We start from the raw sequence: 14,948 nt of genomic DNA, 5'->3' as shown, positions 1-14,948 counted from the left end.
GCCGCGTTCTTTCTCCCGACAACGCCAACGAAGAACCGAACCGGGAGGGAAGCCATGTCGCGCTCGCTGCTGATGTCGTCGCTGCTCGTGCTGGGTCTGGGTGTCGGGTGCACGGGAGTCGGAGAGGGCCTGCGCCCACCCACGGACGGGGTCCGCATGGGCCAGGGCTCCATCGAGCCCATGGTCGTCTCTCACGACGCCATCACCGGCCCCAGCTCCTCGCTCGGACTGAGGGAGGACGGAATGCGCGGCCGCTTCCGGGACCGGCCCGTGGATCTGCAGTGGAACTACCAGCAGGTGACGGGCATCTTCGGCGCGCAGCCCACGAAGCTGGAGCTGTCCGAGGGAGATGACACCCGCGTCTCCGGCACCCTGGGCGGCGCCCCCGTGGAGGTGCTCCTCAAGGACGACGTGCTGGTGGGCCGCGTCGGCGTCTGCAGCTACTACCTGAAGCGCGTGGAGGGCGGTTACTCCGGCAAGCGTGACTGCGCGGGCCCGCTCGAGGAGCAGTTCCTCGTGGACTTCCCCGAGAGCCTCCAGGCGCGGCCGCTCGGGCAGATGGCCACGCTGCTCGCGCTGAACCTGGCCAGCTACACGGAGAGCTACTCCTCGGCGATCTCTCCGGCGCGCTTCACCACCCAGCGGGAGCGCATGAGGCACTCGCCGACCACCAACTGCCGCAAGTGGCAGTGAGGGCGTGGCCCCGGGAGCCCTCCCGAGGCACGGCCACCCGCGCGCTCCGCCTCACCCTGCTGGGGGGCGGAGCGCGGGCGTCTCCGGGGTTGGCTACCGCGCGCCCGCGGCGACCCGCTGCTGCTCGGGCTCGTGCGGCTCGATGAGACCGTACTGCCCATCCTTGCGGCGGTAGAGCACGGACATCGCGTTCGTCTCCACGTTGTGGAAGACGTAGAAGTCGTTGTTCATCAGGTTCATCTGCATCACCGCCTCGTCCACCTTCAGCGCCTGGACGGTGAGGTGCGTGGTGCGCAGCATGCGAGGCGAGGAGTCGGCGGCCTCGGGCTTCGCGGGCGGAGGAGACGAAGTCGCCTGGGCCTCCGCCGGAGCGGCCTCCTCCTGGTCCCCGGGCATCTCGAAGACGGCGTGGCGCACGCGCGACAGCTGGTTCACCAGGTCCTGGCGGTGGTGCACGCGCTCACGGCCATGGTGGCTCTTGAGCTTGTCCTTGTAGCGGCGCAGCTGCCGCTCGATCTTGTCCATGGCCAGGTCGATGGACGCGTACATGTCCTCGCTCTTCTCGCGGCCCCTGAGCACCCACGAGCCCGAGTGGATGGTGATGTCCGCGTGATGCAGATGGCGTTCGAGCGAGAGCACCACATGCGCTTCCCCCGCCCTGTCCAGCAACCGATTGACTCGATCGACCTTCTCGCGTGCGTACTCCTTGAGGGAATCCGACGCTCCGAACTGGCGGAAGGTGATGTTCATCTGCATGTGTAGCTGCCTCCTCTGTAGGTAGGACGGTGCTCCGTTCCAGATCAGAAACGGTCTGGGGGGGCAAAAGCAACCCGACCCCTCCAATGTCCGCTTCAGGGCACTCCCAGCGGCTGGGAGTACCTTGGCTCCGACAGGTGGGCGCGTTCCCTTATTCCCGGCTTAATCCCGAGCAGATTCAGGCACTTCCGTGGGCTCCGGGACCGAAAATGGAGACTCACGTGATGGGTTGGGTCCTACACAGTCCTCGATGCGCAGGGACTTGTTGATGGCCAGGGCCGCCTTGGCCCCTTCCGCGGCCGCGACGATCACGAACTGGACATCTCGCGAGGCATCCCCCGCGACATAGAGCCCGGGGATGCCGGTGTCCTCCAGCTTGCGCGTCTTCACCGCCCCGCGTCGGGTGAAGGCACAGCCCAGGTTGCTCGCCAACGGGGAGCGCTGCCGGGGCTGGGTGTGGAAGAAGAGCGCGCGGCGGGGAATGGACTCGCCGCTGGCGAGCACCACCCGCTCCAGCCGCCCGTCCGAGCCCTCCACCCGCAAGATGCGCTCGTGGCGCCAGCGGACGCCCTCGTGCCGGAGGAGCTCCTGCTCCTCGCGCGAGAGGGAGCGGCCTCCGTCGGTGAAGAGGATGATGTCATTCGTCCACGTCTTCAGGCCCAGCGCCAGCTCCACCCCATCATGGCCCCGGCCGTACGCGGCGAGCGGCTGCTCACGCATCTCCCAGCCGTCGCAGTAGGGGCAGTGGAAGACGCTGCGGCCATAGAGCGGCTCGATGCCTTCCACCTTCGGCAGCTCGTCCACCACGCCGGTGGCCAGCAGCAGCCGGCGGCAGCGCAGCCTGGGGCCCTCCTCGAGCACCACCTCGAAGCCCCGGTCCGTGCACCGGGCCTCGGCGACGCGCACGTCCCACACCGCGACGCCGTAGGGCACGAGCTGCTCGCGCCCCAGCCGCAGCAGCTCCGCCGGGCGTGTGCCATCCCGGGTGAAGACGCCGTGCGAGGCGTGCGAGACGGCGTTGCGTGGCTTGCCGTCGTCACAGACGAGGACCTTGCGCCGGCACCGCCCGAGCAACAGCGCGGCGGACAGCCCCGCGGGGCCTCCGCCGACGATGATGACGTCGTAGTGCTTGTCCTGGTGCGGCGCGCCGAGCTGCTCCTGGGGAGGGCTCACGCGAGGACCTTGCCCCCCGTGACGCCGAGGATCTCCCCGTTGACGTAGCGGGACTCGTCACTGGCGAGGAACACGAAGGAGGGCGCCAGCTCGGCGGGCTGCGCGGGGCGGCCCATGGGGTTGCTCTCGCCGAACGTCTTCAGGTGCTCGCCGCTGAAGGACTGGGGAATGAGCGGCGTCCACACGGGCCCCGGCGCCACGCAGTTGACGCGGATGCCGCGCTCGATGAGCGACTGCGCCAGGCCCTTGGTGAAGGTGACGATGGCGCCCTTGGTGCTCGCGTAGTCGAGGATGGCCGCGGAGGGCTGGTACGCCTGGACGGAGGCGACGTTGATGATGGCGCTGCCCGGCTTCATGTGCGGCAGCGCCAGCCGCACCAGGTGGAACATGGCGAGGATGTTCACGCGGAAGGTGCGCTCGACGCGCTCGGGATCGAGCTCCTCGAACTTCTCCACCTCCTTGCCCTGGAAGGCGGCGTTGTTCACCAGCACGTCGATGCGGCCGAAGCGCTTCACCGTGTCCTCGACGAGCTTGCGGCAGTACGCCTCGACGGCCAGGTCTCCCGCCATGGCGAGCACCTGACGGCCCTCACCCTCCAGGAGCCGGCGCGTCTTCTCGGCGTCCTCGTGCTCGTTGAGGTAGGCGAAGGCCAGGTCCGCGCCCTCTCGGGCGAAGGCCAGGCACACCGCCCGGCCGATGCCGCTGTCGCCACCCGTGACGAGCGCCACGCGATCCTTCAGACGACCGAGCCCCTTGTACGAGTCCTCGCCGTAGTCCGGCGCCTCCTGCATCCGCTCCTCGATGCCGGGATGGGCCTGAGGCTGCTCGTTGAAGTCAGGCTTCTGACCAGTGTGACGGGGATCCGGATTGCGCGCCATGGGGCCTCCTAAGGAGTACCCAGGCACGGTGGGGGTGATGGCTACGGCCGGCAACCGCGCGGCTCCCGGCCCTTGGTCCAGTTCCCTCGGCTCTCACGCCCGGTCAGCGGGCAGGCGGACGCTCAGGGAACGACGGCGACCTCGAAGTCGGTGGAGTGGAAGAGAGAGCCCTCGCAGGAGGCCACGCCCTCGCACTCGAGCACCTGGCCGGCCACGGTGCCCTTCAGCGTCAGCAGGTGGGTGGCCACGGGGGTGGCCTGGGGGAGCGTGAAGCTCACGCTGCCCTCGTCCTGGTTCGTCTGGAGGGTGGCGGACGCCTGACCGCCCTCTCGCAGGAGGGTGACGGTGAAGGGCCCTGGGACTTCCTCCACCGGCTCCCAGCGGTACGTGTACGTCTGGCCCTGCCGCAGCGTCGCCCCCGAGCCCGAGCCCTGGAAGGTGAAGTGGCGCTTGGCCTTGGCGCCCAGGACGATGAGCGACAGGGAGCGGCTCCCGTCGCCGGACTGCAGGAAGACGCGAGCATCCTCGATGGGCTCGGAGTCCCAGGCCTCTGGATCGAAGTCGAACCAGGCGCGCGTCTCCACGCATACCTCGCGGCCGCCCTCGCCCGAGATGCCGCCGGGCTCCAGCTCCATGGGCTGGCCATTGAAGGTGGCCGTCACGCCGTCCACGAGGCTGGTGCAGCCGTCCTCGGCCTGGGCGAGCGTGACGGTGAAGCGGTGCGAGCCGGCCGCGTCCGGGTTCTCCAGCGCGTCGATGTCCACCAGCGCGAAGGTGAGCGCGCGGCGGGAGAGGTCGTCCAGGGAGATGGGGCGGGTCTCGGTGCGGCCACAGCCGGCGAGCAGCCCGAGCACGGCGAGAGACGGCACGAGGGAAGACAGGGAGCGGAGAGAGCGGACCATGCGGCCCGCGACCCTATCACTCCCGCGCCAGCCGCTCTTCCAGTCGTGCCTTCACCTCGGGCCACTCGGTGTCGATGACGCTGAAGACGGCCGAGTCGCGCACCACGCCATCCCGCACGAGCATGTGGTGGCGCAGGAAGCCCTCGAACTTCGCGCCGATGCGCTCGATGGCGGCCCGAGAGCGCAGGTTGCGCTTGTCCGTCTTGAACTGGACGCGGATGACCTGGAGCTGCTCGAAGGCGTGGCGGAACAGGAGGAACTTGCACTCGGTGTTCACCCGGGTGCGCCAGGCCCGCCGGGCCAGCCACGTGTGGCCAATCTCCAGCGTCCGGTCATGGCGGGAGATGGACATGTAGCGCGTGGTGCCCAGCGGGGCGCCGGTGTCCCGGTGGCGGATGAGGAAGGGCTGCTCGGTGCCCTTGCCGGCGGTCTCCATCGCCGCGGCGATGTACGCCTCCACGTCCGCCTGCGTGCGCAGCACCAGGGCGGTGAACTCGAACACTTCGGGCTCGAGGAGGGAGGCCAGCTCCGCGGCGTGCTCCGGGCGCAGCGGCTCGAGCCGCACGGTGCGCCCCTCCAGCGTCACCGGAGGGACGACGAGCGGGGTGAGCTCTCTGCGGGGAAGCTCCGAGGCGTTGGGGTTCGGGGTGTTGGTGCTCATGGGCCTAGCGTGCCCACGAGCTGGTCCAGCCGACAGAGCCGGTTTTCACAAATCGGATGGACCAGTTGCCGCCAGCAGCGAGCGAGCGGCTCAGAAGTAGCGCTTGCGCTTGCTGCTCGGGAGGATGCCGAGCACCTCGCGGTACTTGGCCACCGTGCGCCGGGCGATCTCCGTGCCCTGCGCCTTGAGCAGCTCGACGATCTTCTGGTCCGAGAGCGGGTTGCGCGCGTCTTCCTGCGACACCAGCTGCTTGATGTGGTGCTTCACCGCCTCGCTCGCCGTGTCCTCGCCGGACACGCGCGCAATGGACGAGTTGAAGAAGTACTTCAGCTCGAAGATGCCCTGCGGGGTGTGCACGTACTTGCTCGTCGTCACGCGCGACACGGTGGACTCGTGCATCCCGATGTCCTCGGCCACGTCCCGGAGGATCAGCGGCTTGAGGTGCGCGATGCCCTTGTCCAGGAAGTCCCGCTGGAACTTGATGATGCTCTCGGTCACCTTGTAGATGGTGCGCTGCCGCTGGTGGATGGAGCGGATGAGCCACTGCGCGCTGCGCAGCTTGTCCTGGATGAACTCCTTGGTCTGCCCAGGCGACACCGCGCCGTTCTTCAGCGCGTTCCGGTACGTGTTGGAGATGCGCAGCTTGGACAGGCCGTCATCGTTCAGCACCACCGTGTACTCGTCGCCCATCTTGTAGACGAACACGTCCGGGGTGATGTACGGCGCGTCATCCCCGCTGAAGTTGCGCCCCGGCTTCGGGTCCAGCTTCGGCAGCAGCCTGGCCGCCTCCACCACCTCTTCCAGGGTGACCTTCAGCTCCTTGGCGATGGCCGGCAGGTTCTTGCTCTCCAGGTACTTCATGTACCGCTTGATCATCAGCCCCAGCAGCGGAGCGTGCTTCTCCTTCAGCGCCTGGACCTGGATCAGCAGGCACTCCTGCAGGTCACGCGCTCCGCAGCCCTTGGGGTCCAGGCTCTGGATGCGCCGCAGCGTCCGCTCCGCCACGTGCATGGGCACGTCCGCCTCGTTGGACAGGCGGATCAGCGGATCACCCTCCACGTCCGGCAGCTTCAGGTAGCCGTCATCATCCAGGTTGCCGGTGATGAGCATGGCCACCCGGCGCTCGGCCTCGTTCAGCTTCAGCATGCCGAGCTGCGCCTGCAGGTGGTCGACCAGGTCCTCCTTCTTCACCATGTTGGCTTCGAAGGACGGCATGTCCTCCGTGGCCACATTGCCCTTGTTGGAGGCGGTGGTCTGCTCGCTGAACTGGTAGCTGTTGAGGTAGGCCTCCCAGTCGATCTCCGGCGGGTTGTCCGAGTCGCCCTTGAACTCCGGGGTGCTGTCGCCCACCATCGGGGCGTCCTGGTCCCTGGGCACCTCGACGTTCGCCGCCTCCAGCGACGCCTCGCCCGGCTCCTTCTCGGCCACGTCCAGCGGGGCCTGCTCGTCCGGCTGCTCCAGCAGCGGGTTCTGCTCCATCTCCTCCCGGACCTGCTCCAGCAGCTCCATCCTCGACAACTGCAGGAGCTTGATCGCCTGCTGCAGCTGCGGCGTCATCACCAGCTGCTGCGAGAGTTTCAGGCTTTGCTTGAGTTCCATCGCCATGGACTAGGGCTCCCCACCGAGCAGAAACATGGCCTTGACGTGGCTTCAATCAAGGACCGTGCCAAACTAGCAAGACCCCCTTCGTTCGTCTAGCCCCCCAAGAACGTGGCCCCCTGCTTGCATTCATGATTTTCCGAAGTGGAATCATGGATTTAGAGGGCCTCCCGGGTCTCCCCGGAGGTGTTCAACCGTCGACGCAAAGGGTAGGCCAAACCCCGCTCCCAAGGCGCGGCGAGGCGTGCACGCCCGGCCTCCGGGCATGGCCTCCGGCCCGCTCCGAGCAGGGTTTCACGGCGTTTGCAGGCGAAAGCGCTCTCCCAGGTAGACAGCGCGAGCCCGGGGCGACGCCGCGATCGCCGCGGGCGTGCCTTCCTCGAGGATCTGCCCCTCGGCGAGGATGTAGGCCCGGTCGCAGATGCCCAGGGTGTCCTGGACGTTGTGATCGGTGATCAGCACGCCCAGGCCCCGCTGCTTGAGGGCGGCGATCTGCCGCTGGATGTCGCCCACGTTGATGGGGTCCACGCCGGCGAAGGGCTCGTCGAAGAGGATGAAGCGGGGGTTGGGGATGAGCGAGCGGGCGATCTCCGCGCGCCGCTTCTCGCCGCCGGAGAGCGTCTCGCCCAGGGCGTCCGACACGTGGCCGAGGCCGAACTCGTCGATCAGCTCCCGGGCCCGGGCCTCGCGCGCCTTGCCATCCAGCCCCTTCTGCAGCTCCAGCACGGCCAGGAAGTTCTGGCGCACGCTGAGCTTGCGGAAGATGGAGGCCTCCTGCGGCAGGTAGCCGATGCCGCGGCGGACGCGCCGGTGCATGGGCAGGTGCGTCAGGTCCTCGTCGTCCAGGCGCACGCGGCCGGCGTCCGGCGTCACCAGGCCCACCACCATGTTGAAGCTCGTCGTCTTGCCGGCGCCGTTGGGCCCCAGCAGGCCCACCACCTCGCCCTGGGAGACGTTGAAGGAGACGCCGCGCACCACCTGGCGCTTGCGGTAGCTCTTCTGGAGGCCCTCGGCCCACAGCTTCCCGCCGCTCATGGCTTCTTCGCGCCTCCCTTGCCCTTCTTGGGGCCCCCCGCCGGGGCCGTCTCGACGATGATGCGCGCGTTCTCCACCTCGAGCCGCTCGCTGCCCAGGGTGAGGCGCACCTTGGTGCCCGTCACGTAGGTGGTGCCCTGCCGGGCCTCCGGCGAGCCCGTCACCACCAGCACCCCGCTGGGCACGTCGTACTCGGCGCGCTCGCCCCGGGCGAAGCGGTCCCCGTCCTGGGCCTGCACGCCGCCGGTGCACTCCACGCGCGTCACCTCGCGAGAGCCCGTGTAGAAGGCCACCATCTTGTCGCACTTGAGGTCCAGCGTGCGGTGCTTCACCTGCACGTCCCCGGTGAAGGTGGCCGAGTTGCGCTCGCCGGTGATGAGCTTGGCGGTGATCTCCACCGGGTTGTTCAGCGCCACGTTCCCGAGCATGGGAGGGCGCGTCCCACCGTCCGTCGCCGCCGGGGCCGGCGCCGCGGGCTGCGCGAGGAAGAAGGCCATCGTCAGGAACTCGATCACTGTGCTCCTCCCACCACGGTTCGCGTGGAGCCCTCGAAGGTGAACGTTCCGTCCGGGAAGGACAAGTCGAAGCTGTCCGCCCGGAGGCCGTAGGTTGGCCCCTGCACGGCCACGCCCTCGCGGCCGCGCGCCTGCTGGGCGGGTGCGTCGTAGGTGGCGCGGGGCGTGCGCGCCACCATGCCCTCGGCGGTGCGGATGACGACGCCCCCGGAGGCCGTGAGCTGGCGCGAGGCGAGGCTGCCCTCCATGAGCGGGGCGCGGATCTCCATGCCGCCTCGCGGGCCCGCGGGTGCGCGCTGCTCCGGGCCACGGCGGCCCGGCAGGCGCAGCAGGGTGTTGGTGGCCGTCACCGCCCCTTCCGTGCGCTGGTAGGTGAGGCGGTCGGCCCGGCCGGCCAGGACGAGCTGGTCACCCTCGAAGGACTGGAGCTGGACGCCGTGGAGCACCACCTGGGGTGGCGACTCGGACGCGCCGGTCGCCCCTGGGCGCGGGCCGCAGGCGGCGGCCAGGAGGGCCAGGAGGCTGGAGAGCAGGAGGCGCGTCACGTGACTCTTCCTATCATCGGGCCGCGGCGGGCGCTTCGGCTCCGGCGGGGAGTGTCGCGGGCGGACCTTCGGGCCGGGTCTTCCACCGCTGGTGCATCCAGACCCACTGCTCGGGTGAACGGCGGATGGCCTGTTCGATGCGCCGGGAGAGCTCGGCCGTGAGGGCCAGGGCGGCCGCCTCACGGTCCTGCTCGGATGGAAGGGGTACCTCCTCCATCGTCAGCCGGTAGCCCGTCTCGGCGCGCTGGCAGAAGCCCACCACCACCGCGGCTCCAGTGCGGATGGCCAGGTCCGCCGCCGCCCGAGGCGTGGCCGCCAGCTCTCCGAAGAAGGGGACGAAGAAGGACTGCACCTTCGTGTCCTGGTCGATGAGCAGGCCGAGGATCTCTCCGTTCTTCAGCGCTCGGAGCATGTGCCGGGCCGCGCCGTCCTGGCCGCGCCAGATGCTGCGCACCTTGCCGCGCGCCCGGAAGCGCTCCACGAGCGCCGTGAGGCGCGGATCCGACGTCTCCTTGGCGATGCTCTGGCAGGGGAAGCCCTCGCAGGCCACGCGGCGGGCCAGCAGCTCCCAGTTGCCCACATGCCCTGAGACGAACACCACGCCCTTGCCCCGCGCGAGCGCCGTCTCCAGCACGGCGCGGTCCGCCGCGGGCCACGCCACGAGCTGCTGGAGCTCCCGGTCGAGCGCGGCGGTGCACCCCACCTCGAACATGGCGGAGCCCAGGTGCCGGAAGCAGGCGCGGGCCAGGGCGAGCCGCTCCGCCTCGGACTTCTCGGGGAAGGCCCGGGCCAGGGACTTGAGGGCCTTGCGCCGCTCGCCGCCAGCTACGAGGAAGGCGAGTGTCCCGAAGCGCACACCCAGCCACCGCGCCACCCCGAGGGGCATGGGGTGGACGAGGGCCAGGGCGGCCCGGACGAGCAGGTAGCGGAGGAAACGCTTGAGCCGCTTTGCTAAGGGTGGGTGCTCCACAGCCGCGGTTCTATATCCCAATGCGCGAGTACAACTTCGACGGTCTCGTAGGCCCTACCCACAATTATGGCGGCCTCTCGGTCGGCAACCTGGCCTCCACCACCCACGGCGGCCAGGCGAGCCACCCCCGCGAGGCGGCGCTCCAAGGACTGGAGAAGATGCGCTTCGTCTCGGGCCTGGGAGTGGGCCAGGGGGTGCTGCCACCCCAGCCGCGTCCCTCGCTGCGGACGCTGCGGATGCTGGGCTTCAGCGGCACGGACGAGGAGGTCATCACCCGCGCCGCGCGCGAGGGCGAGCACCTGCTGCGGCTCACCTCCAGCGCCGCCGCCATGTGGACGGCCAATGCCGCCACCTGTGCGCCCTCGGAGGATACGACGGACAGGCGGATGCACCTGACGCCGGCCAACCTCCAGCAGATGTTCCACCGGGCCATCGAGGCGGAGACGACGCACTCGGTGCTGCGGGCCATCTTCTCGGACGGCGCGCGCTTCGCGGTGCATGCGCCGCTGCCCGGTGGCGGGCACTTCGCCGACGAGGGCGCCGCCAACCACACCCGACTGGCCACGCCCGGGCATGGCGCGGTGCACCTGCTGGCCTGGGGCCGCAGCGCGTGGAAGGACATCGTCGGGCCGAAGCGCTTTCCGGCCCGACAGACGCTGGAGGCCAGCCAGGCGCTCGCGCGGCTCCACCAGCTCGATGCCGAGCGCACCCTCTTCCCGCAGCAGCACCCGGACGGCATCGACTCGGGCGCGTTCCACACGGACGTGCTGGGCGTGGGCAACGGCAGCTTCCTCATGCTGCACGAGCTTGCGTTCGTGGATGTCCCCGGGTTGCTGAGCACGCTGCGCGAGAAGCTGGGCCCGGCCTTCACCTCCGTGGTGGCCACGCAGGCGGAGCTGCCGGTGGCGGACGCGGTGAAGGCGTACCCGTTCAACTCGCAGGTGCTCACGCTGCCGGACGGCACCATGGCCATCATCGCTCCCATCGAGAGCCAGGAGCTGGAGGCGCCGCGGCGCTTCCTGGAGCGGGTGGTGGCTGAGGAGAACCCGGTCAAGGCCGTGCACTACCTGGACGTGCGCCAGTCCATGAACAACGGTGGCGGCCCGGCGTGCCTGCGCCAGCGCATCTGGCTCACGGATGAGGAGCGCGCCGCGGTGAAGGCCAACGTCTTCTATTCGTCCGCGCTCCACGAGTCACTCGCGGCCTGGGTGAAGAAGCACTACCGCGAGACGCTGTATGCGAAGGATCTCCAGGATCCGAAGCTCGCGCGCGAGACGATGACGGCGCTGGACGAGCTCACGCGCATCCTCCAGCTCGGCAGCGTCTACGACTTCCAGCAGTGAGGCCGGGTCGACGGGAGTCGCAGCCTGTGGAGGTACAACTTCCAGGGCACCACGTGCATGCCTCAGTCATCGATCCGTTGTCGCGTGGTGAGCTCGATGCCGAGGATCCTCATCGTGCGAAGCTCAATGGCATAGGTCGTGACAAACGCGGGTGAGAGCGCCTTCCTTCCTTCGACGATGCTCGGCGGCCCGAGGGGTGGGCACCGTCGATCGTTCAGGTCGAAACGAACGAGGTTCACCCCCTCCATCGCCGAGACTGCCGTCACATCGTAGGAAGAGAGCTGGGCCACGCAGGGCGGCTCGTCCGAGGACGCGCCGCGGGCGTGAGCCAGAAAGTCACCCGTGGCCAGTTCGATGGCAGCGGCTGTGTTGGCCTCAAAGAGACTCAGCTTCTCCCTGGGAAGATCCTGGGGAAACTGGAAGGGAACTGCCCCTTCAGGCCGAGCCACGGCGTCGGAGACAGCCAGAATGCGCCCATCGTGCAGGCTCACCGCGTAGGTGGCACCCAGATCCAACAACGGCGCTCCTCCCCAGCGGCACGCCCCAGGAGCCAGGGCAAAGCGGATCAAGAGGGAATTGTCGGCCCATGGGGCTGTCTCTACATCCCAGACCTGACGCTGCAGGAGGCAGATCGCTACGGCATCAGCTCCCGCCGGAGGAGTGGACTCCCATGGGAGGAAGTGTTCCGCGGCATGGTGGATGGCAACGGCCATGGAGCCTGGAAGTGTCTGCTGGCCCTCCTCGGGCAAGAAACTCCCGAACTTGAACCAGGCCGCCTCCGCTGGCGGCACGTAGCGGCCCATCGTGGGCTTCTTCATGCATGCGGAGAGCGCAAGGAACAGCACCACCGACAGGCTGTAGCTCATGCGCCTCATGCGCCGACGGGGAGAGACACAACGACCCAGTTCATTGGGAGATTGGCGTGACATAGCCGCGACTCTTGTCTTCTGGGAGGATCGTCCCCACCCGCTTCCAGCTCTTCCCCTGGCGCTCGTACAGCTCGCCGGGACGCTCGTCATCGACATGAGGAACCAGCTTTTGAACCCGGCACCGGGTATCAAACTGGATCCGAAACAAGTACCACTGGTTCCCACGCGCCCTATCTCCCTCGCTCATGGGAGAAGGCCAAGGGTGGCCATGATAGTCAGCATCTCGCTTCAGCGCGCCGCGGGAGTCCTTGACGCTTCTGGGGATCAGACACGTCTTGCGCTTGCCCACCGCACTCAACGTAGACCTCGTCAAGGGAGAAGGCTTGCTCGCGTAATACTGATTTTCACTCAGGAGCTGATAGATGACGCCACAGTATTCCTGACCGTGGTCCCCCCCTTGGGCGCCTGGCAGTTTCATGACCGCTGGGCACAATTGGTCGATCACCTCATCGATGTCCTTCGAGGGCGCGATCTCCTCCCAGGGGCCTCTAACCCATACCCGGTCGGAATCTCCTTCAAAGCCATAATCCTCGCCTCCCACCTTCTGCGAACCACCCGCACATGCGAGAGGGAGTGCGCTGAGCAAGATCCGTAGGATGAGAAGCCTCCTCAACATTGACGAGCCTCGAGGAACGACAACACACGACCGAGCCCCCACCTCTCATGCTGTGTCTCATGCACGGCAAAGGGTAGAGCACTGTACTCCGCAAGCCTCGGACGACGCACTCCGTAGTTGAGGCATTGCTACCCTCAAGGAGAGTCGGCGGTCGTCTCCAGCAGGTGCTCCACCACGTCCCGCTTGTGAGGGTCCTCCATCAGCTCCTGCCGCCGCGTCTCCAGGAGCTTGCGCTCCTCCGCTTCCAGGCGCGCCACCCACGCCTCTTCTTCCCGATGCGCTCCCGCCGGCAGCAGGTGCAGGCCCTCGCGTACTTCCCGGGCCGCGTCCCCATAGTGACGCAGGGACTCGTGCAGCCGCGCCACCGTGAAGTGGGCTTCCGGCGCTGGCGCGAGCCGCGTCACCGTCTGGTAGCGCTCCAGGGCTCGTGATAGCAGTCCCTCCCGCTCGTAGCTCGCCCCCTCCAGCGACAGCAGCCGCGCCCGCTGTGAGTAGTCCGCGATGAAGGGACTGGCCTGCCCGAGCACCTCTCTCGCACGCCGCGTCAGCCCTGCTTCCAGGAGCTGGGTCGCCAGCTGGAAGGACAGCTCCACCTTCCCTGGGAAGCGCGGCACGAGCCGATCCATCAGCTGGATGGCTTCCTCGCGCCGCCCCTGGGCTCGGAGGATCCCCGCTCGCAGCAACTGCGGCTCGAGCGCTTCCGGAGCCCGGTGCTCCAACTCGGCGCACAGCGCCTCGGCCTCGGCCAGCTCGCCTCGCATCACGCGCAAGCGGGCCTCCTGCTCCCACAGCGCATCCATGTCCCTCGCGCCGAAGCGGAGGCGCGGCGCATCCGGCGAGGGAGCTCTCAGCATCCCCTCGAAGTGCTCACGCGCCCAGGCAAGCCAGGCCAGCGCCTGCTCCTGACGCCCCGGCCGTGAGGCCAGTGCCAGGGACAGCGCGGCCACTTCCCGAGGCCGATCCGGCGAGAGCGCCTGCAGTTCCTCCAGCGTGCGCGACGCGTCCAGCGCCTCGCGCGCCAGCACCTCCAGGTCCCCGGACTCGTAGGCCAGCCGGTACTCCAGGAAGGCCTGGCTTCGACGCCCCAGCGCCAGCAGTGCCCGCGCGGCCGTGCGGTGCGAGGCCGCATCCGTCGGCCGCAAGTACAGCGCCCGGTTGACGAAGGCCAGCGCATCCCCCGCCGTGGCCTTCCCGCCCGACGCATACGCCGCACCCACCAGGCCATAGAGCAGATAGTCCGCCGGATGCCGATCGATGAGGGCCAGCGCCCGCGCGCGCACCTCCGCCACCGGCGCACGGGCCTGCACGAGCCCCGCCAGCTCCGCCTCCGCCTCCGCGAGCGTGTGCCTCCCTGGCCCGAGCGCCACGCCCGCCAGCACCGCGAGCGCCAGGGCGATGCCCAGCCCTCGGAGCGGAGCCAACCGCCACGTTCCTCCCGAAGCCGTGGCGCCCTCCCGCTCCTCCGGCCTGGCCAGCGCCGCGAGCGCCACCCACACGGCCACCGCGCACGCGGGCAGTTCCAGGCTGAAGTCGAAGAGGTTGTGGAGCCCCAGCGCCGAGACTCCCGCGAGCACCGCCACCTCCAAGCGCCCCAGCCGCTCACGGCGCAGCAGCCGCGCGAAGCCCCACAGCATCCCGCCGAGCAGCACCAGCCCCGGCACTCCGAACTCCGCCGCGAGCTGAAGCACCGCGTTCTCCGGGTGCGTCAGCGTGTTGGGATTGGGAACGGTCTGGTAGCGCGGGAAGGCAGCCTCGAACGCCCCTCGCCCCATGCCCAGCACCGGGAAGGCGCGCGCGGCCTCGGCCATCATCGGCCACACGTCCACCTTCCCGCTCTGGCGCACCTTCTCCACGCTGTCCGCGGTGGCCGCCTCCTCCCACAGCTTCTCCCAGGCGACGTAGCCGCCCACGGCCAGCGTCGCGCCGAGCACCAACAGCGCGGTGGAGCCCCGGCGCCAGAGCGGCGGCACAGGCTCATGCTCGCGCGTCTCGCGGCGCTCCCGCAGCATCCACACCGCCAGCAGCACCTGGCCCAGCAGGAAGAAGAGGATCCCCGCGCGCGACAGCGACAGGAACACTCCCGCCCCGGAGATCAGCGCCACCGCCGCGAAGAGCCCCGCCTGCCCGCGCCGCTCGCTGCTCAGCGCCAGCCCCAGCGCCACCGTGGAGGACAGCCCCAGGAAGCCCGCCAGGTGGTTGGGATTGCCGAAGGGCGTCACCAGCGGCGGCCGCGCGTGGGAGTACGCGCGCACTCCGAACAGGAGCGGAAGCTCCAGCAGTTCGTGCAACACCCCGAGCAGCGCCACGCTGGCGCCCGTGATGGCCACAGCCGC

Annotated in this window: 14 protein-coding genes; 2 read left to right on the top strand and 12 right to left on the bottom strand. The window is 69.1% G+C overall.

The genetic code is table 11. The annotated features are described in order from the left end of the window. Positions 1-54: 54 nt before the first annotated feature. On the top strand, positions 55-693 hold the full coding sequence (locus KY572_RS15020; RefSeq protein ID WP_224243291.1) for a hypothetical protein: 639 nt from the start codon (positions 55-57) through the stop codon (positions 691-693). Between the two features lie 93 nt (positions 694-786). Here the strand turns inward: KY572_RS15020 and hpf are convergent, their stop codons facing one another. From hpf to KY572_RS14970, 10 genes are all read right to left on the bottom strand, one after another. Further along, on the bottom strand, positions 787-1,449 hold the full coding sequence (gene hpf / locus KY572_RS15015; protein ID WP_224243290.1) for a ribosome hibernation-promoting factor, HPF/YfiA family: 663 nt from the start codon (positions 1,447-1,449) through the stop codon (positions 787-789). A gap of 162 nt (positions 1,450-1,611) precedes the next feature. After that, positions 1,612-2,622: an NAD(P)/FAD-dependent oxidoreductase gene (locus tag KY572_RS15010; protein ID WP_224243289.1), complete on the bottom strand. Its 1,011-nt coding sequence runs from the start codon at positions 2,620-2,622 to the stop codon at positions 1,612-1,614. Then, positions 2,619-3,500, bottom strand: coding sequence for an SDR family oxidoreductase (locus tag KY572_RS15005; RefSeq protein ID WP_224243288.1), 882 nt, complete (start codon positions 3,498-3,500; stop codon positions 2,619-2,621). The genes KY572_RS15010 and KY572_RS15005 overlap by 4 nt, the downstream gene beginning before the upstream one ends. A gap of 122 nt (positions 3,501-3,622) precedes the next feature. Further along, positions 3,623-4,402, bottom strand: a complete 780-nt coding sequence (locus tag KY572_RS15000) for a GPI anchored serine-threonine rich family protein (protein WP_224243287.1) — start codon at positions 4,400-4,402, stop codon at positions 3,623-3,625. Between the two features lie 16 nt (positions 4,403-4,418). Continuing rightward, complete coding sequence (locus KY572_RS14995) at positions 4,419-5,063, bottom strand: GNAT family N-acetyltransferase (protein WP_224243286.1); 645 nt, start codon at positions 5,061-5,063, stop codon at positions 4,419-4,421. A gap of 90 nt (positions 5,064-5,153) precedes the next feature. Beyond that, entirely contained in the window at positions 5,154-6,668 is a 1,515-nt protein-coding gene (gene rpoN / locus KY572_RS14990; protein WP_224243285.1) for an RNA polymerase factor sigma-54, read from the bottom strand. A 288-nt stretch (positions 6,669-6,956) separates the two neighbouring features. Continuing rightward, complete coding sequence (lptB, locus tag KY572_RS14985; protein WP_224243284.1) at positions 6,957-7,697, bottom strand: LPS export ABC transporter ATP-binding protein; 741 nt, start codon at positions 7,695-7,697, stop codon at positions 6,957-6,959. Beyond that, entirely contained in the window at positions 7,694-8,212 is a 519-nt protein-coding gene (locus tag KY572_RS14980; RefSeq protein WP_224243283.1) for an LptA/OstA family protein, read from the bottom strand. Before KY572_RS14980 ends, lptB begins: the two co-directional genes overlap by 4 nt. Continuing rightward, on the bottom strand, positions 8,209-8,757 hold the full coding sequence (locus KY572_RS14975) for a hypothetical protein (RefSeq protein ID WP_224243282.1): 549 nt from the start codon (positions 8,755-8,757) through the stop codon (positions 8,209-8,211). The genes KY572_RS14980 and KY572_RS14975 overlap by 4 nt, the downstream gene beginning before the upstream one ends. Positions 8,758-8,770: 13 nt before the next feature. Then, complete coding sequence (locus tag KY572_RS14970; RefSeq protein ID WP_224243281.1) at positions 8,771-9,727, bottom strand: lysophospholipid acyltransferase family protein; 957 nt, start codon at positions 9,725-9,727, stop codon at positions 8,771-8,773. A gap of 20 nt (positions 9,728-9,747) precedes the next feature. On the opposite strand from KY572_RS14970, the gene astB reads away from it, so the two are divergent. Then, a complete protein-coding gene (gene astB, locus KY572_RS14965) occupies positions 9,748-11,070 on the top strand; it encodes an N-succinylarginine dihydrolase (protein WP_224243280.1) in 1,323 nt (440 codons plus the stop codon). 62 nt (positions 11,071-11,132) lie between these two features. On the opposite strand, the gene KY572_RS14960 is transcribed toward astB, so the two are convergent. Both KY572_RS14960 and KY572_RS14955 read right to left on the bottom strand, forming a co-directional pair. Beyond that, complete coding sequence (locus KY572_RS14960) at positions 11,133-11,936, bottom strand: hypothetical protein (RefSeq protein ID WP_224243279.1); 804 nt, start codon at positions 11,934-11,936, stop codon at positions 11,133-11,135. 813 nt (positions 11,937-12,749) lie between these two features. Beyond that, positions 12,750-14,717, bottom strand: coding sequence for an O-antigen ligase family protein (locus KY572_RS14955; protein WP_407659960.1), 1,968 nt, complete (start codon positions 14,715-14,717; stop codon positions 12,750-12,752). Positions 14,718-14,948: the final 231 nt, after the last annotated feature.

Source organism: Hyalangium gracile (genome assembly GCF_020103725.1).
Classification (GTDB): domain Bacteria; phylum Myxococcota; class Myxococcia; order Myxococcales; family Myxococcaceae; genus Hyalangium; species Hyalangium gracile.
The sequence above is the reverse complement of the archived record's forward strand: the minus strand, read 5'-3'. Positions and strand labels throughout refer to the sequence as shown.

Excerpts from the sequence above, each read along its gene's own strand:
- KY572_RS15000 (WP_224243287.1), bottom strand. The coding sequence starts at position 4,402 with ATGGTCCGCTCTCTCCGCTCCCTGTCTTCCCTCGTGCCGTCTCTCGCC.
- lptB (WP_224243284.1), bottom strand. The coding sequence starts at position 7,697 with ATGAGCGGCGGGAAGCTGTGGGCCGAGGGCCTCCAGAAGAGCTACCGC.
- KY572_RS15005 (WP_224243288.1), bottom strand. The coding sequence starts at position 3,500 with ATGGCGCGCAATCCGGATCCCCGTCACACTGGTCAGAAGCCTGACTTC.
- KY572_RS14960 (WP_224243279.1), bottom strand. The coding sequence starts at position 11,936 with ATGAGCTACAGCCTGTCGGTGGTGCTGTTCCTTGCGCTCTCCGCATGC.
- astB (WP_224243280.1), top strand. The coding sequence starts at position 9,748 with ATGCGCGAGTACAACTTCGACGGTCTCGTAGGCCCTACCCACAATTAT.
- KY572_RS15020 (WP_224243291.1), top strand. The coding sequence starts at position 55 with ATGTCGCGCTCGCTGCTGATGTCGTCGCTGCTCGTGCTGGGTCTGGGT.
- rpoN (WP_224243285.1), bottom strand. The coding sequence starts at position 6,668 with ATGGCGATGGAACTCAAGCAAAGCCTGAAACTCTCGCAGCAGCTGGTG.
- hpf (WP_224243290.1), bottom strand. The coding sequence starts at position 1,449 with ATGCAGATGAACATCACCTTCCGCCAGTTCGGAGCGTCGGATTCCCTC.
- KY572_RS14995 (WP_224243286.1), bottom strand. The coding sequence starts at position 5,063 with ATGAGCACCAACACCCCGAACCCCAACGCCTCGGAGCTTCCCCGCAGA.